Annotated in this window: 19 protein-coding genes; 5 read left to right on the top strand and 14 right to left on the bottom strand. The window is 72.8% G+C overall.

Features of this window, described 5'->3' with window-relative positions; all coding sequences use genetic code 11:
• Nucleotides 1-16: 16 nt before the first annotated feature.
• The 12 genes from HEP81_RS09380 to HEP81_RS09325 all read right to left on the bottom strand — a co-directional run bounded on the left by HEP81_RS09380 (nucleotide 17) and on the right by HEP81_RS09325 (nucleotide 12664).
• On the bottom strand, nucleotides 17-1126 hold the full coding sequence (locus HEP81_RS09380; RefSeq protein WP_037655485.1) for an aliphatic sulfonate ABC transporter substrate-binding protein: 1110 nt from the start codon (nucleotides 1124-1126) through the stop codon (nucleotides 17-19).
• A gap of 218 nt (nucleotides 1127-1344) precedes the next feature.
• On the bottom strand, nucleotides 1345-2679 hold the full coding sequence (locus HEP81_RS09370; protein ID WP_037655490.1) for a sulfate adenylyltransferase subunit 1: 1335 nt from the start codon (nucleotides 2677-2679) through the stop codon (nucleotides 1345-1347).
• Between the two features lie 2 nt (nucleotides 2680-2681).
• Nucleotides 2682-3617 (bottom strand): sulfate adenylyltransferase subunit CysD, encoded by a 936-nt coding sequence (cysD, locus tag HEP81_RS09365; RefSeq protein WP_037655492.1) that lies wholly within the window; start codon nucleotides 3615-3617, stop codon nucleotides 2682-2684.
• Nucleotides 3614-4216, bottom strand: a complete 603-nt coding sequence (gene cysC / locus HEP81_RS09360) for an adenylyl-sulfate kinase (protein WP_078967362.1) — start codon at nucleotides 4214-4216, stop codon at nucleotides 3614-3616. The genes cysD and cysC overlap by 4 nt, the downstream gene beginning before the upstream one ends.
• Nucleotides 4213-4923 (bottom strand): phosphoadenylyl-sulfate reductase, encoded by a 711-nt coding sequence (locus tag HEP81_RS09355; RefSeq protein WP_037655496.1) that lies wholly within the window; start codon nucleotides 4921-4923, stop codon nucleotides 4213-4215. Before HEP81_RS09355 ends, cysC begins: the two co-directional genes overlap by 4 nt.
• On the bottom strand, nucleotides 4920-5138 hold the full coding sequence (locus tag HEP81_RS09350) for a hypothetical protein (RefSeq protein ID WP_037655498.1): 219 nt from the start codon (nucleotides 5136-5138) through the stop codon (nucleotides 4920-4922). Before HEP81_RS09350 ends, HEP81_RS09355 begins: the two co-directional genes overlap by 4 nt.
• The gene (locus HEP81_RS09345) at nucleotides 5135-6832 is read right to left on the bottom strand and encodes a nitrite/sulfite reductase (protein ID WP_037655500.1); all 1698 of its coding nucleotides are present in this window, start codon (nucleotides 6830-6832) and stop codon (nucleotides 5135-5137) included. The genes HEP81_RS09350 and HEP81_RS09345 overlap by 4 nt, the downstream gene beginning before the upstream one ends.
• A gap of 154 nt (nucleotides 6833-6986) precedes the next feature.
• Nucleotides 6987-7070, bottom strand: coding sequence for a putative leader peptide (locus HEP81_RS42320; protein ID WP_310739661.1), 84 nt, complete (start codon nucleotides 7068-7070; stop codon nucleotides 6987-6989).
• Nucleotides 7071-7197: 127 nt separating this feature from the next.
• Entirely contained in the window at nucleotides 7198-7770 is a 573-nt protein-coding gene (locus tag HEP81_RS09340; RefSeq protein ID WP_037655503.1) for a GNAT family N-acetyltransferase, read from the bottom strand.
• Nucleotides 7771-7852: 82 nt separating this feature from the next.
• The gene (locus HEP81_RS09335; RefSeq protein ID WP_037655505.1) at nucleotides 7853-9187 is read right to left on the bottom strand and encodes a hypothetical protein; all 1335 of its coding nucleotides are present in this window, start codon (nucleotides 9185-9187) and stop codon (nucleotides 7853-7855) included.
• A 202-nt stretch (nucleotides 9188-9389) separates the two neighbouring features.
• The gene (locus HEP81_RS09330) at nucleotides 9390-10685 is read right to left on the bottom strand and encodes a GAF domain-containing protein (RefSeq protein ID WP_190276095.1); all 1296 of its coding nucleotides are present in this window, start codon (nucleotides 10683-10685) and stop codon (nucleotides 9390-9392) included.
• Nucleotides 10686-11026: 341 nt separating this feature from the next.
• Nucleotides 11027-12664, bottom strand: coding sequence for an acyl-CoA dehydrogenase family protein (locus HEP81_RS09325; RefSeq protein ID WP_037655509.1), 1638 nt, complete (start codon nucleotides 12662-12664; stop codon nucleotides 11027-11029).
• A 175-nt stretch (nucleotides 12665-12839) separates the two neighbouring features.
• On the opposite strand from HEP81_RS09325, the gene HEP81_RS09320 reads away from it, so the two are divergent.
• A complete protein-coding gene (locus HEP81_RS09320; RefSeq protein WP_243279350.1) occupies nucleotides 12840-14123 on the top strand; it encodes a YihY/virulence factor BrkB family protein in 1284 nt (427 codons plus the stop codon).
• Nucleotides 14124-15172: 1049 nt separating this feature from the next.
• A complete protein-coding gene (locus tag HEP81_RS09315; protein ID WP_078967363.1) occupies nucleotides 15173-15865 on the top strand; it encodes a helix-turn-helix domain-containing protein in 693 nt (230 codons plus the stop codon).
• Here the strand turns inward: HEP81_RS09315 and HEP81_RS09310 are convergent.
• Together HEP81_RS09310 and HEP81_RS09305 are read right to left on the bottom strand one after the other, a co-directional pair.
• The gene (locus HEP81_RS09310; protein WP_037655512.1) at nucleotides 15848-16249 is read right to left on the bottom strand and encodes a VOC family protein; all 402 of its coding nucleotides are present in this window, start codon (nucleotides 16247-16249) and stop codon (nucleotides 15848-15850) included. The two genes, HEP81_RS09315 and HEP81_RS09310, sit on opposite strands and share 18 nt — an antisense overlap.
• A gap of 60 nt (nucleotides 16250-16309) precedes the next feature.
• On the bottom strand, nucleotides 16310-16942 hold the full coding sequence (locus HEP81_RS09305) for a VOC family protein (protein ID WP_037655513.1): 633 nt from the start codon (nucleotides 16940-16942) through the stop codon (nucleotides 16310-16312).
• A 387-nt stretch (nucleotides 16943-17329) separates the two neighbouring features.
• Here HEP81_RS09305 and HEP81_RS09300 point away from each other — a divergent pair, with 387 nt between their 5' ends.
• The 3 genes from HEP81_RS09300 to HEP81_RS09290 all read left to right on the top strand — a co-directional run bounded on the left by HEP81_RS09300 (nucleotide 17330) and on the right by HEP81_RS09290 (nucleotide 20307).
• The gene (locus tag HEP81_RS09300; RefSeq protein WP_037655514.1) at nucleotides 17330-18193 is read left to right on the top strand and encodes an isocitrate lyase/PEP mutase family protein; all 864 of its coding nucleotides are present in this window, start codon (nucleotides 17330-17332) and stop codon (nucleotides 18191-18193) included.
• Nucleotides 18190-18441 carry a hypothetical protein gene (locus HEP81_RS09295; protein ID WP_172427677.1) on the top strand — a complete coding sequence of 84 codons (252 nt, stop codon included), beginning with the start codon at nucleotides 18190-18192 and terminating at the stop codon, nucleotides 18439-18441. The genes HEP81_RS09300 and HEP81_RS09295 overlap by 4 nt, the downstream gene beginning before the upstream one ends.
• A gap of 300 nt (nucleotides 18442-18741) precedes the next feature.
• Entirely contained in the window at nucleotides 18742-20307 is a 1566-nt protein-coding gene (locus tag HEP81_RS09290; protein ID WP_190276094.1) for a carboxylesterase/lipase family protein, read from the top strand.
• The last annotated feature ends 7 nt before the right edge of the window (nucleotides 20308-20314 follow it).

The following is a 20314-nucleotide window of genomic DNA, read 5'->3' as shown; positions in this document are numbered from 1 at the left end:
GTCTTCGGGGCGGGCGTCAGCTGGTGCCGAGGCCGGCGGCGTCGACCGGGCTCTTGCCCTCGGCCTTGAGTACCCGGTTGAGGATCGTCAGGTCGTAGATCCCCTTGAGGTCCGGCTTCTTGAGCAGACCGGCCTTGACCGCGTGTGCCGCCTCGGTGTCGAGTGTGGCGGCCAGCGGGTCGTCGGTGAACTGGACCGACTTCCAGGCCGGGTCGAGCACCTCGGCGGGCAGCGCCTTGCCGGAGTCGTCCGCGAGCTGCTTGTTCGCGGCCTGCTTCGCCTGCTCCGGGTTGGCGTTGATCCACTTGTTGGCCTCGACGGACGCCTTCAGGACCGCCTCGACTGCCTTCGGGTGCTCCTTGAGGAACGCCTGGCGCACGATGATGTTGGTGATCACGAACTTGTTCCCCGGCCACAGCGAGGACTCGTCCAGGAGCACCTTGCCGCCCTCGGCGACCAGCTTGGACGCGGTCGGCTCCGGCACCCAGGCGCCGTCGATAGAGCCGGACTTGAAGGCGTCCGGGGTCACCTTGTTGTCGCTGCGGACGACCGTGACATCGCCCTTGCCGCTCTGCGGATCGACCTTCCAGCCCTGCTCCGCGGCCCAGTTGAGGAACGCCACGTCCTGGGTGTTGCCCAGCTGCGGGGTGGCGATCTTCTTGCCCTTGACGTCCTTCAGGGACGTGATCTTCTTCGGGTTCACGACCAGCTTCACCCCGCCGGAGGCCGAACCGCCGATGATCTTCAGGGACTTGCCGTCGGACTTGGTGTAGCCGTTGATCGCCGGGGACGGGCCGATCCAGCCGATGTCGATGGAGCCGGAGTTCAGCGCCTCGATCTCGGAGGGCCCGGCGTTGAAGGTGGCGTAGTCGGCCTTGGTGGCGCCCAGTTCCTTCTGGAACAGGCCCTGCTCCCGGCCCACCAGCGCGGTGCCGTGCGTCAGGTTCGGGAAGTAGCCGATCTTGACGGAGCCGAGACCGTCGATCTTCTTGGCTCCGGCGGCGACCCTGGCGGTGTCGTCGCTCTTGGCGTCGGAGCCGTAGCCGCACGCGGCGAGCGTGAGCAGCGGCAGAGCGGCGAGCGCGGCTATCGAGCGGCGCAGGAACGGGGAGTTGATGGCAGGCACGGGAGGCGTTCCTCTCGTTGGCCCGGCGGGTCACGGTCTCTCAGGTCGTGGCCGGGAGGTCGGCAGGTCTTCGTCTGTGGGGGGTGAGGGCGCGCGAGCGGTGCGCGTACGTCAGCGCACACATCGCCCGACCCCGCCCTGTCCGCTGCCGAGGGCGCCGCTGCCGACGCGGCCGCCCTCCTTCGCGAACGTGGAGTAGACATCGGGTGCGTTCATGATCAGAAGTCCCAGCCGTCGTCGTCGGCCGCGTCCTTGACGGGCTCCGGCGCGGCGAAGGACTCGCCGACCATGCCCGCGGTGAGGGTGGTGCCGTCGGCCGGGTCGATCAGGATGAAGGAGCCGGTGCGGCGCGAGTCGGCGTAGGCGTCGACGGGCAGCGGTTCGGCGGTACGGATCTTCACCCGGCCGATGTCGTTGGCCGCGAGCAGCCCGGGGTGCGGGTGCAGGGACAGATCGTCCAGGGTGAGCCGGGACGGGATGTCCTTGACGATCGCCTTGACGGTCCGGGTGCCGTGCTTGAGCAGCACCCGGTGGCCGACGGTCAGCGGGGCGTCGGCGACATGGCAGACCGTCGCCTCCACGTCCTGCGTGGTCGGCGGCGCGTCCTTGGTCGGCACGATCAGATCGCCGCGCGAGACGTCGATGTCGTCGGCCAGCAGCAGGGTCACGGACTGGGTGGTCCAGGCGACGTCGACCGGCTCGCCCAGCAGGTCGATGCCGGAGATGGTGGTGGTCCGCCCGGACGGCAGCACCGTGACCTGTTCGCCGACCCGGAAGCTGCCCGCGGCGATCTGGCCCGCGTAGCCCCGGTAGTCGGGGTGCTCGGCGCTCTGCGGCCGGATCACGTACTGCACGGGCAGCCGGGCGTGGCAGTGCGCCAGGTCATGGCTGACCGGGACGGTCTCCAGGTGCTCGAGGACGGTGGGGCCGCCGTACCAGTCCATGTGCGCGGACGGCTCCACCACGTTGTCCCCGGCGAGCGCGGAGATCGGGATCGCGGTGACCTCGGGGATGCCCAACTCGGTGGCGTAGGCGGTGAATTCCTCGGCGATCGCCGCGAAGACGGGCTCGCGGTAGCCGACCAGGTCCATCTTGTTGACGGCCAGCACCACATGCGGGACACGCAGCAGGGCGGCGATCGCGGCATGCCGGCGGGTCTGCTCGACCACCCCGTTGCGGGCGTCGACCAGGATCACCGTCAGTTCGGCGGTGGAGGCGCCGGTGACCATGTTGCGGGTGTACTGCACATGGCCGGGGGTGTCGGCGAGGATGAACCGCCGCCGGGGCGTGGCGAAGTAGCGGTACGCCACATCGATCGTGATGCCCTGTTCCCGCTCGGCGCGCAGCCCGTCGGTGAGCAGCGCGAGATCGGGGCCGTCCTGGCCGCGGTTCGCCGACGCCCGCTCCACGGCCTCCAGTTGGTCGGTGAGCACCGACTTGGAGTCGTGCAGCAGCCGGCCGACCAGGGTGGACTTGCCGTCGTCGACGGAGCCGGCGGTGGCGAACCTGAGCAGCGTGGCGGTCGCCGCAAGCGCCTCGGTGGTCGTGGTCATGGTTAGAAGTACCCCTCGCGCTTGCGGTCTTCCATCGCGGCCTCGGACAGCTTGTCGTCGGCGCGGGTCGCGCCCCGCTCGGTGAGCCGGGAGGCGGCGATCTCCGCGATGACGGCGTCCAGGGTCGTCGCGTCGGAGTCGACGGCGCCGGTGCAGGACATGTCACCGACGGTGCGGTAGCGCACCAGGCGCCTGACGACCGGCTCGTCCTCGCGCGGGCCGCCCCACTCGCCGGCCGTCAGCCACATCCCGGACCGCGCGAACACCTCACGCTCGTGCGCGAAGTAGATCCGCGGCAGCACGATGCCCTCGCGGGCGATGTACTGCCACACATCCAGCTCGGTCCAGTTCGACAGCGGGAACACCCGGACGTGCTCACCGGGCGCGTGCCGGCCGTTGTACAGGTTCCACAGCTCGGGGCGCTGGCGGCGCGGGTCCCACTGGGAGAACTCGTCGCGCAGCGAGAACACCCGCTCCTTCGCGCGGGCCTTCTCCTCGTCCCGGCGCCCGCCGCCGAAGACCGCGTCGAACTTCTCCGACTGGATCTTCTCGGTCAGCGGCAGCGTCTGGAGCGGATTGCGGGTGCCGTCCGGGCGCTCCTTGAGCACCCCCCGGTCGATGTAGTCCTGCACGGAGGCCACATGCAGCCGCAGCCCGTGCCGCTCGACCGCGCGGTCGCGGTACTCCAGCACCTCGGGGAAGTTGTGCCCGGTGTCCACGTGCAGCAGTGAGAAGGGCACCGCCGCCGGCGCGAACGCCTTCAGCGCGAGGTGCAGCATCACGATCGAGTCCTTGCCCCCGGAGAACAGGATCACCGGGTTCTCGAACTCGCCCGCCACCTCACGGAAGATGTGCACGGCCTCGGACTCCAGCGCGTCCAGGTGCGACAGGGCGTACGGGCTGCCCGTACCGCCCTCGACCTCGGCGAGCGTGGTCATATCAGTCCCCTCTCGCTGAGCAGGGCGGACACGGCGGCCGCGGACTCCTGCACACTCTGGTGCTGCGACTCGATGCGCAGCTCGGGCGCGGTGGGCTCCTCGTACGGGTCGTCGACCCCGGTCAGCCCGGTCAGCTCGCCCGCGGCCTGCTTGGCGTACAGCCCCTTCACATCGCGGACGCTGCACACCTCGACCGGGGTCGCCACATGAACCTCCAGGTACGGGGTGGCGTTCGCCTCGTGCCGCTCGCGCACGGCGTCCCGGCTGTCCGCGTACGGCGCGATCACCGGTACGAGGGTCAGCACACCGTTGCGGGACAGCAGTTCGGCGACGAAGCCGATGCGCTGCACATTAGTGTGCCGGTCCGCGCGGGAGAAGCCGAGGCCCGCGGAGATGAACTCGCGGATCTCGTCGCCGTCGAGCACCTCGACCCGGCGGCCCCCGGCACGCAGCCGGCCCGCCAGCTCATGGGCGATGGTGGTCTTGCCGGCGCTCGGCAGACCCGTGAGCCAGACGGTGGCTCCGGTGGTCACGTCGTTCTCCTGAGTCTGAGACGGTGTCTGTGTCGTGGGCCGTGTCGATGGCTGAGGGAGCGTCATCCGTGCAGCCCGCACTCGGTCTTGGCACGCCCCGCCCAGCGTCCGGCGCGCGCGTCCTCGCCCTCCAGCACCCGGCGGGTGCAGGGGGCGCAGCCGATGGAGGCGTAGCCGTCCATCAGCAACGGGTTGGTGAGGACACCGTGTTCGGCGACGTAGGCGTCCACGTCGTCCTGGGTCCAGCGGGCGATGGGGGAGACCTTGACCTTGCGCCGCTTCTCGTCCCAGCCGACCACCGGGGTGTTCGCCCGGGTCGGGGACTCGTCACGGCGCAGACCGGTCGCCCATGCCCGGTAGTCCTCCAGGCCCTCCTCCAGCGGGCGCACCTTGCGCAGGGCGCAGCACAGGTCCGGGTCGCGGTCGTGCAGCCGCGGGCCGTACTCGGCGTCCTGCTCGGCCACCGTCTGCCGCGGGGTGAGGGTGCGGACGTTGACGTCCAGCACCGCCGCCACCGCGTCCCGGGTGCCGATGGTCTCCGGGAAGTGGTAGCCGGTGTCCAGGAAGACCACGTCCACGCCCGGGCGCACCCGGGAGGCGAGATGGGCGACCACGGCGTCCTCCATCGAGGAGGTGACGCAGAACTCCGCCCCGAAGGTGTCCACCGCCCAGCGCAGGATCTCCAGTGCCGGGGCGTCCTCCAGCTCCCGCCCCGCACGCTCGGCAAGAACCCGCAACTCGTCGTCGGTGCGCGGTTTCTGATCCATCGTCATGTCCGCTCGTCCTCTTGGTCGTCGGCTCGGCGCAGGCCCTGCGCGAGCAGTCCGAGGAACTTCAGCTGGAACGCCCGGTTGCACGCCGCGCATTCCCAGGCGCCTCCCCCACGCTCGGCTCCGCTCGCGCGGGGGGACCCCCGCCCCTGCTCGCTGGGCCGCAGGTCCTCGTCGCCGCAGTAGGGGCAGTAGAAGGGGGCCGCGCGCTCGCTCACGACAGGGCCTCCTCGGAGGCGCGGGCCGCCCAGACGGCGAACCGCTCGCCGTCCGCGCGCTCGGCGAGATAGCGCCGCAGCACCCGCTCGATGTAGTCGGGCAGCTCGTCCGAGGTGACCTTCAGACCGCGCACCTTGCGGCCGAAGCCCGCCTCCAGGCCGAGCGCGCCGCCCAGGTGCACCTGGTAGCCCTCGACCTGGTTGCCGTCGTCGTCCAGGACCAGCTGGCCCTTGAGACCGATGTCGGCCACCTGGATCCGGGCGCAGGCGTTCGGGCAGCCGTTGAGGTTGATGGTCAGCGGCTCGTCGAACTGAGGGAGCCGGCGCTCCAGTTCGTCGATCAGGGCGCTGCCGCGCGCCTTGGTCTCCACGATGGCGAGCTTGCAGAACTCGATACCGGTGCAGGCCATGGTGCCGCGCCGGAAGGTGGACGGGGAGACGGTGAGGCCGAGCGACTCCAGGGCCGAGGACAGCGACTCGACCTGGTCCTGCTCGACGTCCAGCACGATCATCTTCTGCTCGACGGTGGTGCGCACCCGGCCCGAGCCGTGCGCCTCGGCGACCTCGGCGATCTTGGCGAGCGTGGTGCCGTCGACCCGGCCGACGCGCGGCGCGAACCCGACGTAGAAACGGCCGTCCTGCTGCCGGTGCACCCCGACATGGTCGCGCCAGCGCTGCACGGGCTGCGCGGGCGCGGGGCCGTCGGTCAGCTTGCGTCCCAGGTACTCGTCCTCCAGTACCTGCCGGAACTTCTCCGCGCCCCAGTCGGCGACCAGGAACTTCAGCCGGGCCCGGTTGCGCAGCCGCCGGTAGCCGTAGTCGCGGAAGATCGAGATGACGCCCTCATGGACGTCGGCGACCTCCGCCAGCGGCACCCAGGCACCGAGCCGGACCCCGATCTTCGGGTTGGTGGACAGCCCACCGCCGACCCACAGGTCGAAACCGGGCCCGTGCTCGGGGTGTTCGACGCCGACGAACGCGATGTCGTTGATCTCGTGCGCCACATCGAGCAGCGGCGAGCCGGAGATCGCGGACTTGAACTTGCGCGGCAGGTTCGAGTACGCCGGGTTGCCGATGACCCGGCGGTGGATCTCCTCGATGGCGGGGGTGCCGTCGATGATCTCGTCCTCGGCGATGCCCGCGACCGGGGAGCCGAGGATCACGCGGGGGGTGTCACCGCATGCCTCGGTGGTGGACAGGCCGACCCCTTCGAGCCGCCGCCAGATCTCCGGCACGTCCTCGATGCGGATCCAGTGCAGCTGGATGTTCTGCCGGTCGGTGATGTCGGCGGTGCCGCGCGCGAACTCCTGGGAGATCTCGCCGATCACCCGCAGCTGCCCGGTGGTCAGCCGGCCGCCGTCGATCCGCACCCGCAGCATGAAGTACTCGTCGTCCAGCTCCTCCGGCTCCAGGATCGCGGTCTTGCCGCCGTCGATCCCGGGCTTGCGCTGGGTGTACAGACCCCACCAGCGCATCCGGCCGCGCAGATCGTTCGGATCGATGGAGTCGAAGCCGCGCTGGGAGTAGATCGTCTCAATACGTGTCCGTACGTTGAGACCGTCGTCGTCCTTCTTGAACTGCTCGTTGCCGTTGAGCGGCGTGAAGTGGCCCTGGGCCCACTGGCCCTCACCGCGGTGACGGCTCACCTTGCGGCGGGGCGCGGAGGCGGCGGGCTGCTGTGGGGAGGCGGCCATGATTGCTACGTCCTTTGGACAGGCTGCGGACAGGGAGAAGCGGCGCTGAACGCTCTGACCTGCGCGAAAGCGGGCGCACGGCGAGAGCTTGGGCCGGGCGCGGACAGCGGTCGAGCGGGGAGCGGGATGCGCGGGAGCGGCGGTGCTGTAAAGGTCAGCTCGCCGGACAGATGGCGCTGGACATGCGGCCGAGGTCGACGTGCCGCCGACTCACCAAGGCAATTCCAGTTCCAGGCATGACGGCAGCGTGTCACGGCGATCTGGACAGAGTCCAGCTTCTTCCGTCATGTGGACACCCTTGTCTCGTATCGCGGGACAAGGGTGTATTGGCTCACATGCGGCGCGGGACGGCTTGTCGGGGCAGGTCAGGCAGGGTATGCGCGCGGCCAGGGGCCCGGGTTCGGCACGTCCGGCTCCAGCTCGACCCGGGTGTCGTACAGCGTGAAGCCGCGCCGTTGGTAGTTGGCCATGGCGAACTCGCCGTCCTTGTCGCATGTGTGCACCCATACCCGCTTCGTCGGCGCGAGCCCGGGCCAGCGCTCGGCGAGGTCCCAGGCGCGGGCGGTGCCGCGGGCCAGCAGATGCCCGCCGATGCCACGGCCGCGGAAGGCGGGGAGCAGCCCGAAGTAGAGGATCTCCACGGCGCCGTCGTCCTGCGCCTCCAGCTCGATGAACCCGGCCGGCGTACCGCGGTCGTACGCCACCCAGGTCTCGACACCGGGCTTCTCCAGCAGCTCCTGCCAGCGCGTGTACGGCCAGTCGAGCCGGTCGGTCCAGCGGATGTCCCCGCCGACCGCCGTGTAGAGGAACCGGTTGAACTCGGGGGAGGGCACCTCGGCCCGTACGATCCGCACATCGCCCTCGGGCGCGGCGGCGGGCAGCAGATCGGCCGGGGACGTCTGCTCCAGATACCAGGTGGTGACAGGGACGCTGCTCATGCGGGCCAGGGAACCATCCCGTCCCGGTGTCTGTCGATCGACCCCCTTTGCGCGAGGTCGGACCGGGAACGGGCCCGGCGGGTCAGCCCAGCGACCGGTCCAGTTCCGCCAGCGGCACCGCGAACAGCATCCGGTCGGACAGCGACCACACCTCACCGGTCTCGCGCAAGTACGACAGGGAGCCCGCGGACTCGGCCCAGCAGCGGTGCGTGGCGTCCGCGCCGCACTCCGCCGTCTTCGCGCCCCGGGTGTCCTGCCGCCACAGCCCTCCATGCCCGTCTTGCGAACCGGGCAGCCGTCCCACATACCAGGACGTGCGTGGAGCGCCGGCCGCCCGGTACGACAGCACGCCCCGGATCCCGGTCACCTTGGTCCGGTACTCCTCCACAGCGTCCACCCGGCCCTCGGCATTGGCGGCGAGCAGCCCCGCGCGGCGCGGGTCCGTACTGAACGCGTACCGCCAGAGCCGGGCGGGCCGTTCGCCGCCGGGGGAGGTCCACTCCGCGGCGACCAGAGTGGCCGGTGCCGTACCCGAATCCAGGGCGAGCGCGCTCGGGCAGGGCGCCCCGGTGGCCGAGCAGCGGCCCGCGGTGTAGCTGTAGCTGCCGATCGCGGGCATCACATATCCGTACCCGTCGGCGGACCAGCCGCCGCGCACCCGGCCGATCGCGGGCCCGTCGACCGTGGCGCGCTGGATCCGGTCGAGGTCGTACACATAGAGCACGGCGGAGCCGCCTCGGCGGGCGGTGACCAGCAGCTTGTCCTGGTACCAGACCATGGAGGAGACCCGGGAGCTCAGGCCCCGGTAGTCGCGGCCGCCGTCCACCGGCACCACCAGCAGCACCCAGCGGTAGGCGAGCCGGTCCGGATCGTCGGCGTCCACGACGGCGACCCGGGCGAGACCGCGCTCGGCGTCCGGGCCGGTGCGGGTGCTGTGGGTCCAGCCGCTGAGCAGGACCCGGTGGGCGCCCGGCACCCCGTCGCCGCCGGCGTCCCCGGACGTGGTCACCGAGGCCGGCCGCCAGTCGGTGGCACCGGTGTCGGCCGGGTCCCAGCAGTAGGCGCGCGTGGGGGAGGGCGAAACGGGCAGGGAGGCGCGGTCGGTATCGTCGCAGTCGGACCCCTCGCGCAGGGTGCGGTCCGCGCCCCGGAGCACGGTGTCCATGCCGACCGGCCGGCCCATCGAGGCGGCCAGGGTGTCCAGGGTGCGGGCCGGCACCAGCTGCTCGCGCAGCCGCAGCCGGCCGGTGTCCGCGGGGGAGGTGAGCGGCTTGAGCGCGCCGGGGCGCTCGGTGACCTGCGCCTGGGAGGTGCTGATCAGGGTGGCGGCCGCGGTCAGGGCCAGCGCGGTCCCGGTCAGTACGGCACGCAGGGCCGTGCCCCGCCTGCGCCGACGATGTCTGCCGCGTTGCTTCATGTCGTCCCCTCGTCAGGGCCCTTTCGCTCCGGCGCGCGCCGTCGCCCCGGCCCCCCGGCCGAGGCGGGTCAACTGCGCCCCCCGGTCGCTGCGTTGACAGCGCGGTCGGGCCCGTAGGGGATGCTACGGCAGTAACGGTCCGCGCAGGGCGAAGACCCCGCAAATACCCGGAAGTCACGCCGCAGGCGTCATGCCCCGGCCGTCACGCGGGCCGCGGTCGCTCGGTCGGCGGGGCCGCCCGCCGGTGTGCCACCACCGCCGCCGTGGAACGCGGCAGCAGGTCACGGGGGTTCTCGGGGAGGACGACCTCGACATCGGCCGCATCAGAGAAACGATACGGCCGATGCTGGAGAAGTCCCCCGAGATAGCGCCGGATTCGCGACATCTCCGCTCGCACCGTCACCGTACGTGACGGGTCCTGGAAGAGGTCCCCGGCCAGCTCCGCCGCCCCGCGCCCGCCCGGGTGTTCGGTCAGCAGGAACAGCAACTCGGCGTGTCGCGGGCTCAGTTCCCGCGACCAGGCGCCCGCCGAGCCGGACGCCGACACGGTCACCGCGGCGCGCTCCGGCCGGGACAGGTCCAGTACGACACGGGAGGCGGCCGGCGCGCCCGGCTGCTCGTCGGCGCGCAGCAGCCAGCCCTCCCCGAGCGGTTCCGCCGCGCACCAGCCGAGCGAGGGCAGCCACCGGCGGCCGGGGACCAGCGACTTGGGCAGCGCCACCCGCCGCAGATACGGCATCCCGGTCACCGCCGCCGACCAGCCGTCCCGGTCCACCACCAGCGCCCGCCCGTCCAGCCGGGCCAGCACCGGCGCCGCGACCGCCCGCAGCCGCTCCAGCGAGCCCACATGCAACTCCCGCAGCCGCGCCTCGGCGAGCTTCGCCACCGCGTCCACCCAGGAGAGGGTCGCCGGATGCATGGTCTCCAGCGGGCCGCTCACATCCACCACCCCGAGCAGCCGCCCGTCCCGCGGATCCGTGATCGGCGCTCCCGTGCACGTCCAGGAGGTGTGCGACCGTACGAAGTGCTCGGCGGCGAACACCTGTACCGGCCGCCGTACGACCGCGGGGGTGCCCACCCCGTTGGTGCCGACCACGTCCTCCCGCCAGTCCGCGCCCAGCTCGAAGCCGAGCCCGTCCGCCTTGCGCAGCACCGGCGCGGACCCCTCGCGCCACAGCACCCGTCCGTCCGCGTCCGCGACGACCATGATGTGCTGGGCGACGTCCGCGACCGAAAGCAGCCCCTCGCGCAGCACCGGCAGCACATGCCGCAGCGGCGACTCCTCCCGCCGCCTGCGCACCTCCTCGGGCGGCAGCAGCCCGGATCTGAAGTCGCGGTCCGGGTCGACACCGCTGCGCAGCATCCGCCCCCAGGACTGCTCGATCACCGGCCGCGGCGCGAGCGGCACCCGCTGCCCGGCGAGCGCCGCCTCGCGCACTTCGCTCAGCACCCGCGCCGCCTGCGTCGCGTCCAGGGCGGCCAGGCGCGCCACGTTCATCGGCGGGTTCACCACGGGTTCTCCTCCCGGAGCGGGGGGTCGTACACATTCATTCAGCCGTCCGGGCGGCGCTTTCCGGTCGGTCGTGCCTCCTATACTGCCGGGCCGGGCAGGCCGGAGGCACAGACTCCGCGCATGTGCGCCAACAAGTTGCAACCCCCTGCAACCCTGGTGAACCGTCCGATCCCGGCCGAGACTTGACCAGGACGCCCCGCGTGGCGTCCACGGGCCGCAACAGGCCCAGGTGGCGGGGGTGGTGCCGTGTCGGCGCAGCACCACCCCCGGCCGGGCACCGGCCGTTTTCGGCCAGGGCGCCCAACTCCACCGGGGGACACGGCGATTCAGGAGAGCGGCCGCGCCCGCTCCACCACCGACGCCAGGTCCAGACCCCCCGGCAGCGTGCCGAACGTCCCGCCGTGATCGCCGCCGAGCCGGGACGCGCAGAAGGCGTCCGCGACCGCCGGCGGCGCGTGCCGCACCAGCAGGGAGCCCTGGAGCACCACCGCGAGCCGCTCCGCCAGCCGCCGCGCCCGGCCCTCCGCGCCCTCCAGATCGGCGAGTTCGGTGAACAGGTCCCGCACCGCGCGGTCCAGCCGGTGATCGGCGCCGTGCGCCCGCCCGATCTCCGTCAGACACGCGTCCAGCGCCCCCGGCTCCCGCTGGAGCGCCCGCAGCACATCGAGCGCCTGTATGTTCCCGGCGCCCTCCCACACGGAGTTGAGCGGCGACTCGCGCACCAGCCGGGGCATCCCCGACTCCTCCACATACCCGTTGCCGCCCAGGCATTCGGCGGCCTCCACCACAACGGGCGCACACCGCTTGGTGATCCAGTACTTGGCGGCCGGCACCGCGAGCCGCAGAAAGGCGCGCTCCCGCTCACCGCCGTCGTCGTACGCCGCCGCGAGCCGCAGCGCCAGCGCGGTCGCCGCCTCCGACTCCAGCGCGAGGTCCGCGAGCACATTGCGCATCAGCGGCTTGTCCAGCAGCGGCCCGCCGAACGCCTCCCGGTACGCGCAGTGGTGCACCGCCCGCGCCACCGCCTGCCGCATCAGGCCCGCCGAGCCCAGCGCGCAGTCCAGCCGGCTCGCCGCGACCATTCCGATGATGGTCCGTACCCCGTGCCCCTCCTCGCCGACCCGGCGCGCCCAGGTGCCGTCGAACTCGACCTCGGCGGAGGCGTTGGACCGGTTGCCCAGCTTGTCCTTGAGCCGCTGGAGCAGGAACACATTGCGCGTGCCGTCGTCCAGGACACGCGGCACCAGGAAGCAGGTCAGCCCCTCGGACGCCTGCGCCAGCACCAGGAAGGCGTCCGACATCGGGGCGGAGCAGAACCACTTGTGCCCGGTGAGCGCGTAGGTCCCCTCCTCCGCGAGCGGCCGCGCCCGGGTGCTGTTCGCGCGGACGTCGCTGCCGCCCTGCTTCTCGGTCATGCCCATCCCGAAGAGCGCGCCGGGCTTGCGCGCGGCGGGCCGCAGCTCGGGGTCGTACACCGTGGAGGTCACCCGCGGCTCCCACCGGGCGGCGAGCGCGGGGTCGGCGCGCAGCGCGGGCACGGCCGCGTGGGTCATGGACAGCGGACAGCAGGTGCCCGCCTCGACCTGGCTCCACAGCAGGAAACCGGCCGCCCTGCGCACATGCCCGGCGGGCCGCGCCCAGGCGCCGGTCAGCCCGGCCGAGACACCCTTGCCGAGCAGCCGGTGCCAGGCCGGATGGAACTCCACCTCGTCGATCCGGTGGCCGTACCGGTCATGGGTACGGAGCCGGGGCGGCTGCTCGTTCGCCTGCGCGCCCCACTCCTGGAGCTGCGCCGAGCCCCCGGCCCGCCCCAGCGCGGACAGCTCCGCGCGCACCTCGTCGAGCAGCTCGTCCGGGGTGTGCCGCTCGACGGCGTCCACCAGCGCGCGGTCGGCGGCGAAGAGGTCGTAGCCGGCCAGCGGGGGCGGCTGGTTCGTCACGGTGTGGGTGGAGAAGCCTGCCATGGTGGCGAACCTACCCGGAACGGCGGCGGTGCGGGCCCCCAGGGTGCCACGGGGTCCCGGGGGGTGTCCGGGGCGGCGGGAGGAATCGGGACAGCCGGGTGCGGGTCGTGCGCGGGCGCTCGCCGGAACGCCCCGCGAGGTGAGGAGGGGCGCTCGCTGCGGATACCTTGGGGACGTGCAGCCAGCAAGTGATTCCCCCGAACGGCCGGTCGGACGGCTCCACCGGGCCCGCGCTCTCTACCGGAACGTATCCAAGCGCAGGACCGCCTGGCTGCTGCTCAAGGACACCGTCAACTCCTGCATGGAGTACCGCATCCTCGGCCTCGCCGCCGAGGCCGCGTTCTTCACCCTGCTGTCGGTGCCCCCGCTGCTGCTCTGCCTCATCGGGCTGCTCGCCTACGTCGACACCTGGACCGGCGCGCACACCATCGGCAGCCTGGAGACCAACCTCCTCGACGCCTCCCGGACCGTCCTGTCCGACAAGGGCGTCAAGGAGATCACCGAACCGATCCTGCACGACGTCATCAAGGGCGGCCGGCCCGACGTCATCTCCCTCGGCTTCCTGTTCGCCCTGTGGTCGGGGTCCCGCGCGGTGAACGTCTTCATCGACACCATCACCGTCATGTACGGCCTCGACGGCGTCCGGGGTATCGTGCGCACCCGGATCATGTCCTTCGTGCTGTTCATCGTGGCCCTGCTGATCGGCTCGGTGGCGCTGCCGCTGATGGTCGCGGGACCGGACGCGGTGGTACGGGTGGTGCCCTGGTCGGAGACGGTCGTACAGGTCCTGTACTGGCCGGTCGTCATCGTCCTGTCCGTCGTCTTCCTGACCACGCTCTACCACGTGTCCGTGCCGGTGCGCTCGCCCTGGATCGAGGACGTGCCCGGGGCACTGGTGGCGCTCGCGATGTGGGTGTTCGGCAGCTTCCTGCTCCGCATCTACCTGGTGCACACCATCGAGGGCGCCACGATCTACGGCTCACTCGCCGCGTCCGTCGCCGTCATGCTCTGGATCGGGGTGTCCGCCTTCGCCGTGCTGGTCGGCGCGGCGGTCAACGCCGCGATCGACCGGGTCTGGCCGGCCGCCGCGACGGCCGCGGCCCGTGAGGCCAACGAGCGGGTGCGGCACGCCCAGGTCGCCGAGTACGTCGCACGGGCCACGGCCGCGCGGGACACCTTCCCGGACGACCCCGACGACCCGGACATGCCGTCCGAGTTCCCCGAACGCTGGTCGCGCTTCCTGCCACCGGAGGACGTCACCTCGCGGCTGCGGACGCCCACGTGGGGCGGCTCCGGGGCGCACCGACGGGTGACACCCAAGGGCGACAAGGGGGACGACTCCCAGGTGGACGGCCCGGGCCCGCAGGCCGGCGGGGGCGGCCCTCATTTCCCGGGCAACAGCGGCAGCCCCCACATCCCCGGCACCGGGAACGGCGAGAACCCCTACCGGCAGTGGTGAATCGAAAGGGGTGCGGACCGCCTCCGGCCTGAGGGGCGGCCAGGACCCGGCCCGGACGCCGCGGCGGATCGGCTCGCGCCGGTGGGCCGGGCTCGGGCCCGGTCGAGTCGACGGGGCGCGCATCGGTGAACCGATCGGGCTGCCGGATCTGGCTGTGTCGGTGGGTGGGCCAGGGGGGGGCCGATGGGGCGCGCTCGGCCTGGCGGAGTGGACGCGCGCCCGTGGGGCGGGCCAGGACGGCGGATCGTGCTTGCGCCGCCGCCGGTTCGGAGGCGCTCGCGCCAGAGATCTGATGGCGCTGCGGGGGCCACCTGTGCCAGTGCGGCGGGCCCGGATCGGTGGGATGTGCTCGCGGCGTCGGATCGGGGTCGGGCCGGTCGATCGGGCTCGGCTCGGTGAACCGATCCAGCCGACGGATCCGACCGTGCCGTCGGGGCGGACTCCGGCCCCCGGCCGGGCGACCACGCCGCTGAATCGGACCGCGCCGTCCGCCCGGGCCGCGCCGTCCGCCCGGGCCGCGCCGTCCGCCCGGGCCGCGCTGTTCGCCCGGGCCGCGCTGTTCGCCCGGGCTTCCGCCCTCAGCCCGGGCCGTGCCGTCCGCTGGGGTCGTGCCGTCCGACTGGGTCGTGTCCTCGGCCTGGGTCGTGCTCTCAGCCCGGGTCGTGCTCTCAGCCCGGGTTGTGTCCTCAGCCCGGGTCGTGCCCTCAGCCCGGGCCGTGCCGTCCGCCCCGGTCGTACTGTCCGGCTGGGACGTGTTGCCCGCCCGGGCTTCCGCCGTCCGACTGGGCCGCGCCGTCCACCCGGGCCTCCGTCGTCCGACCCGGTCCCCACTGCCCGACCCGGTCCCTACCCTCCACCCGTCACCACGGTCCGACCCGTCGCCACCGTCCGAGCCGGTCTCCACCGTCTGACCGGGCCCCACCGTCTGACCCGATCCCCACCGTCCGACCCCGGTCCCCACCCTCCGCCCCCGGTCCCCGTCGTCCCGTCCGGCCTGCTCCGGCCGAGGGCTCCGTTCTCTCGTCTGCCGCAGTCGTACCCTGGCATTCGTGTACGCGGAACGGACCTCCCGGCTGGTCGGTGCGGTGGTGTGGAGGAAGGGGCCCGTCGGCGAGGGCGGTGCCACGGGGGCCGTGTTGCCCGATGGCTGTATGGATCTGCTCTGGGACGGGGAGCGGCTGCTGGTCGCCGGGCCCGACACCGGGCCGTATCTTCCCGAGGGCCCGGCCCGTTGCTGGGCCGGGGTGCGGTTCCGTCCCGGTACCGCGCCCGCCCTGCTCGGCGTCCCGGCGCATGAACTCCTTGACCGGCGGGTGGAGTTGGCCGACCTCTGGCCCGCCGCCCGGGTCCGGGAGCTGTGCGACCGTACGGCGGCGGCGGACGACCCGGCGCGGGCCCTGGAGGAGATCGCGCTGGACCGCGCCCTGGCGGCCGGACCCCCCGATCCCTGGCTGCACCTGCTGGTACGACGCCTCGACCAGGGCGCCCCGGTCGCCGAGGCGGCGGCCGAACTCGGCCTCGGCGCCCGGACCCTGCACCGCCGCAGCCTCGGCGCCTTCGGCTACGGCCCCAAGACCCTGGCCCGCATCCTGCGCCTGCGCCGAGCCCTCGCACTGGCCCGCGCGGGCGTGCCGTACGCGGAGACGGCGATCCGCGCGGGCTACGCCGATCAGCCCCATCTCGCGCGCGAGGTACGCCGGTTGGCGGGCGTGCCGCTCGGGGAGCTACTCGGCGACCGGTAGCGGGGCGAACAGGTCGACGCCGTTGCCGTCCGGGTCGAGGACGGTGGCGTACCGCTGCCCCCACACGGCGTCCCACGGCTTCAACTCCCCGTGGTGCCCGGCGCCGACCATCTCCTCGTACACCGTGTCGACCTCCTCGGGCGCGTCGCACCGGAAGGCGAGCGAGACCCGGCCCCCGGCGGCCGGCGGGCGCCAGCCGGGGTGGAAGGCGCGGACGGTCTCCTCGCTGTCGAGGGCGAGGGTGAGCCCGCCGGGCAGTCGGGCCTCGGCGTGCGGCAGGGTCTCGGCGCCCTCCGGGAACACCAGGCCGAGGCGGCGGTAGAAGGCGAGCGAGGCGGCCATGTCGGAGGCCACCACGCCGATCAGGGCGAAGTGTGCGGTCATGCGGCCACCGTAGGCAGCGGCCGGGCGGCGGGTCTTGAAGGAAACGGACACCCGGCCCGTTCAGCCGAACGTGACCGGCCCCCGGGGCGTGTCCACGGTGAAGCGGAGCGCCACCGGCCCCTTCGCCAGATCGAGCCCGGTGCCCAGGGCCGCCAGCGGACCGCGCACCTCCTCCGGTCCCGGCACGGTCGCGGACACCGCGATCAGCGGGGTGACCGGCAGGCCCGAGTCGGCGGGGTGGCGCGAGTCGCCCCAGTCGATCAGGAACGGCACCAGGCCCGAGGGATGCGCCGGTTCGCCGCCGGTCAGCCGCCACCGCAGCAGCTCCCCGTCCGGGGTGCGGCGGCTCATCGGGTGCGCGGGCCCCGGGTCGTAGCCCCGCGCACGGGCCGCCGCGATCGTCCCGTCCAGGTCCGGCGGGCTGATCGCCCACGTCAGTACGCACGGTCCGGGCAACTGGTCGACTCCGAAGGGCCGTTCACCGGCCGGCGTCGGCTGCTCCGGGTCCGGCCCGACGATCTCCAGATAGGCCCGGCCGCCGAGCCCCACCAGATGGTTCCGGGTGCCGTGGCCGAGATGCGCGCCGCCGGGCGCCGGGGTCACCCCGGTACGCCGCGCGAACTCGGCGACGGACGCGGCCAGATCGGGGGTGGCGAGGACAATGTGGTCCAGATGCGCGGGAATGGCGTTCACCCGGTGGGAGGCTACGGTCAACGGCCGCCCCGTTCAAGGCCGTCACGCGGGCACGGCCCTCATCGACCGCACCTCCCGGGCCAGTTGACGTAGTCCCGTGTCATAAGGGCACCGCATACCCCCGTACCTCCCGCGCCGCACGCGCATCGGCGTCCGCGCCGCCCGCCGGGATCCGGACATCCTCGCTCACCCGGACGGCGGAGCCGATTGAGCGGGTCGGCTCCGCAAGTGACGTTTCTGCGGTGAACGGATTGCGCCATTCCAGTGAGTAAAGGTGGCGTCATGGCAAGTCAATGTGAGTACCTAGAGATGCTCTTGGATTGGTAAAGGGCATTGGGGTGCGGTGGCCCCTCGCCGCCGTGCCGTACCCAAAGAAGGAGCCGGACCTTGACCCACGGTAAGAAGCTGCGCGACCGCATCGCCGGGCCCGGGACCACACCGCTGATCGGCGTCTACGACATGTATTCGGCGTCGATCGCGGCCAAGCACTACGACGGGATGTTCGTCTCGGGTTTCGGCTTCGCCGCCTCGTACTACGGCCTGCCGGACATCGGATTCATCGCCTGGCCCGACATGGTGGCCTTCGTCCAGCGGCTGCGGGGCGCCTTCCCGCACCACCACCTCCTCGTGGACATCGACGACGGGTACGTCGATCCCGAGGTCGCCTGCCATGTCGTCGAGCACCTGGAGCGCATCGGCGCCTCCGGGGTGATCCTGGAGGACCAGAAGCGGCCTCGCCGCTGCGGACACGCCGACGGCAAGCAGGTGCTGCCGCTGGAGGAGTACCTGGAGAAGCTGAACCAGGTCCTGGAGACCCGCACGGATCTGGTCGTCGTCGCCCGCACCGACGCGACCGACGAGCACGACATCCTGCACCGCGCCGAGCGGCTCGCCGCGACCGACGCGGACGTGGTGCTGGTCGACGGGGTGCGCAGCGTGGAGTGGATCAAGCGGATCCGGGAGGTCGTCGGCGGCAAGCCGCTGCTGTTCAACCAGATCGCGGGCGGCAAGTCGCCGCGCCTCTCCCTGGGCGAGCTCTCCGACCTCGGCGTGGACGTCGCCATCTACAGCACGCCCTGCCTCTTCGCCGCGCATGAGGCGATGGACTCGGCGCTCACCGGGCTGAAGGCCGCCGACGGCCGGCTGCCCGTGGTGGACCCGGCGAGCGGGGTCGGCGTACAGGCGTCCACCACCCTGCTGGAGCGCAACATCGCCCGCGAGCGGCTGGCTCCCGAGAGCGTGGGCGTGTGAGGGCCGCCCGTATCGGTACGGCGGCCGTGCTCACAGCGGCCTTCCTCGGCGCGGGCGCGGCCCCGGCGCTCGCCGACAACAGCCTGGTCACGCTGGTCGACAACTCCCACGCCGACTCCTGGCTCGAGGTCGACCGCACGGCCAATGTGCAGACCGGCAAGGGCGACGCGGGCAGCGACCACGACGGCAGCGCGGTGGACGCGATCGAGGCGCTCTTCGGCAACCCTCCGGCGCCGGACGAGGACTGAGAGACCGAGGACCGAGGCGCTGACGGAGCTGACGGACTGAGGGGCTGCTGAGGGACTGAGGAGGGTGCGCGCTCACGCGGTCGTGGGTACGGCCGCGTGCTCGGGGCGGCGAGGGCCGGGTATCTCCCGCAAGGGGGCGCCCGGCCCTCGTCGATACCGGTCAGGGGCGTACGCCCGGCGCCTTTCGGCACCCGTCCGGTACCCCGAACGGCCCAGCCGGAGGTCTGTGCACCGGAATGCACCGGCCCCTTGTGGTGCTCTACATATGAAAGGTGCATGACGGCGAAGGGCTGGTGGGCGATGACGGCAGACCCGATGGGCCCGGTGGTCCGCACGCCCCACGGCGCCGTACGCGGCCGCCAGGAGCGCGGCGTCGCCGTGTTCCGGGGCATCCCGTACGCCGCCCCGCCCGTCGGCCCCCGCCGCTTCCGGCCCCCCGAGCCGCCCGAGCCCTGGGACGGGGTGCGGGACGCGGCCGAGTTCGGGCCGACCGCGCCGAAACCGCCGTACTCCGAGGCGTTCGCCCAGTACCTCTCCGACCCCTCGATCCCCGGCGACGACTGCCTCAACCTCAATGTCTGGACGCCCGACCCCGCTTCCGGCGCCAAGCTGCCCGTCCTGGTGTGGCTGCACGGCGGCGCCCTGACCAGGGGATCCTCGGCCGTACCGGTCTACGACGGCCGTACCTTCGCCCGTGACGGCGTCGTCTTCGTCTCGGTCAACTACCGGCTGGGCATCGAGGGCTACGGACTGTTCCCGGACGCCCCGCCCAACCCCGGCCTGCGCGACCAGCTCGCCGCGCTGCGCTGGGTGCACGAGACGATCGCGGCGTTCGGCGGCGACCCGGACCGGATCACCCTGTGCGGCCAGTCGGCGGGCGCGATCAGCGCGGGCGTGCTGCTCGCCTCGCCGCACACCGACGGCCTGATCCGCCGCGCGGTGCTCCAGAGCGGCCCACCGGAGGTCTTCGAGCGGGACAAGGTACGGCGGATGGTGCGCCGGATGGCCGCCCGGCTGAAGATCCCGGCGACCGCCGCCGCCTTCGCCGCCGTGGACCCCGAGCTGCTGCTGCGCACCCAGGCCGAGGTGGGCAGGCTGTCCAGCCCGGTGCTCGGCGGACCGGCGTTCGGCATCGTGATGGACGGCGACCTGGTGCCCCGCGACCCGCTCCAGGCCCTGATCGACGGCGACACCGCCCGGGGCGTGGACCTGCTGATGGGCTGGACCCGGGACGAGTACCGGCTGTGGCTGGTGCCCGGGGGACTGCTGGAGCACATCGACCGGCTGGGGGCCGTCGCCGTAGCCGGTGCCATGGCCCGCTGCCACGCGAGCCATGAGATACCGCGCGGCTACCGCGCCCTGCGACCGGACGCGGGCGCCGCCGAGATCGTCGGCCAGATGGTCACCGACCACATCCTGCGCATCCCGCTGCACCGCCTCGCCGACGCCCGCCCCGCCACCAGCCACCTCTACGAGTTCGCCTGGCCCTCCCTGCGCCCCGATCTGCGCGCCTGCCACGCCCTGGAACTCGGCTTCGTGTTCGACTCCGGCGACATCCCGGAATCCCAGAAGCTGGCCGGTGAGGGCGCCCCGCACGAGCTGGGCGAGGAGATGCACGGCGCCTGGGTGCGCTTCGTGACCACCGGCGACCCCGGCTGGGAGTCCTGGAACCCCACCCACCCCGTGCGTGTCTTCGGCGACGGCCCGGCACACACCGCCCACGGCCCCCACGACGCCGAGTACGCCCTCTGGACCACGACCCCCAGCACCCGGCCACCCCGCACCTCCGTCCCCCGCGCCCCCGGCGCCGAACTGGCCTCCGCCATGCGCCGCTTGCGCCGATCGGTGGGGGCACGGCGACGCTGACGCCGGG

The organism is Streptomyces griseofuscus (assembly GCF_014673495.1).
GTDB classification, from domain to species: Bacteria; Actinomycetota; Actinomycetes; order Streptomycetales; family Streptomycetaceae; genus Streptomyces; species Streptomyces murinus.
Note: the sequence above shows the minus strand (reverse complement) of the source record. Positions and strands in the feature narration are given on the sequence as shown.

Bases quoted from the DNA above. Each gene is read 5' to 3' on its own strand.
- HEP81_RS09290 (WP_190276094.1), top strand. From the start codon at position 18,742: ATGACGGCAGACCCGATGGGCCCGGTGGTCCGCACGCCCCACGGCGCC.
- cysD (WP_037655492.1), bottom strand. From the start codon at position 3,617: ATGACCACGCTCGCCGAGGTCGAGGGCGGTACGGGCAGCCCGTACGCC.
- HEP81_RS09330 (WP_190276095.1), bottom strand. From the start codon at position 10,685: ATGAACGTGGCGCGCCTGGCCGCCCTGGACGCGACGCAGGCGGCGCGG.
- HEP81_RS09370 (WP_037655490.1), bottom strand. From the start codon at position 2,679: ATGACCACGACCACCGAGGCGCTTGCGGCGACCGCCACGCTGCTCAGG.
- HEP81_RS09355 (WP_037655496.1), bottom strand. From the start codon at position 4,923: ATGACGATGGATCAGAAACCGCGCACCGACGACGAGTTGCGGGTTCTT.
- HEP81_RS09340 (WP_037655503.1), bottom strand. From the start codon at position 7,770: ATGAGCAGCGTCCCTGTCACCACCTGGTATCTGGAGCAGACGTCCCCG.
- HEP81_RS09345 (WP_037655500.1), bottom strand. From the start codon at position 6,832: ATGGCCGCCTCCCCACAGCAGCCCGCCGCCTCCGCGCCCCGCCGCAAG.
- HEP81_RS09310 (WP_037655512.1), bottom strand. From the start codon at position 16,249: ATGACCGCACACTTCGCCCTGATCGGCGTGGTGGCCTCCGACATGGCC.
- cysC (WP_078967362.1), bottom strand. From the start codon at position 4,216: ATGACGCTCCCTCAGCCATCGACACGGCCCACGACACAGACACCGTCT.
- HEP81_RS42320 (WP_310739661.1), bottom strand. From the start codon at position 7,070: ATGCCTGGAACTGGAATTGCCTTGGTGAGTCGGCGGCACGTCGACCTC.
- HEP81_RS09325 (WP_037655509.1), bottom strand. From the start codon at position 12,664: ATGGCAGGCTTCTCCACCCACACCGTGACGAACCAGCCGCCCCCGCTG.
- HEP81_RS09335 (WP_037655505.1), bottom strand. From the start codon at position 9,187: ATGAAGCAACGCGGCAGACATCGTCGGCGCAGGCGGGGCACGGCCCTG.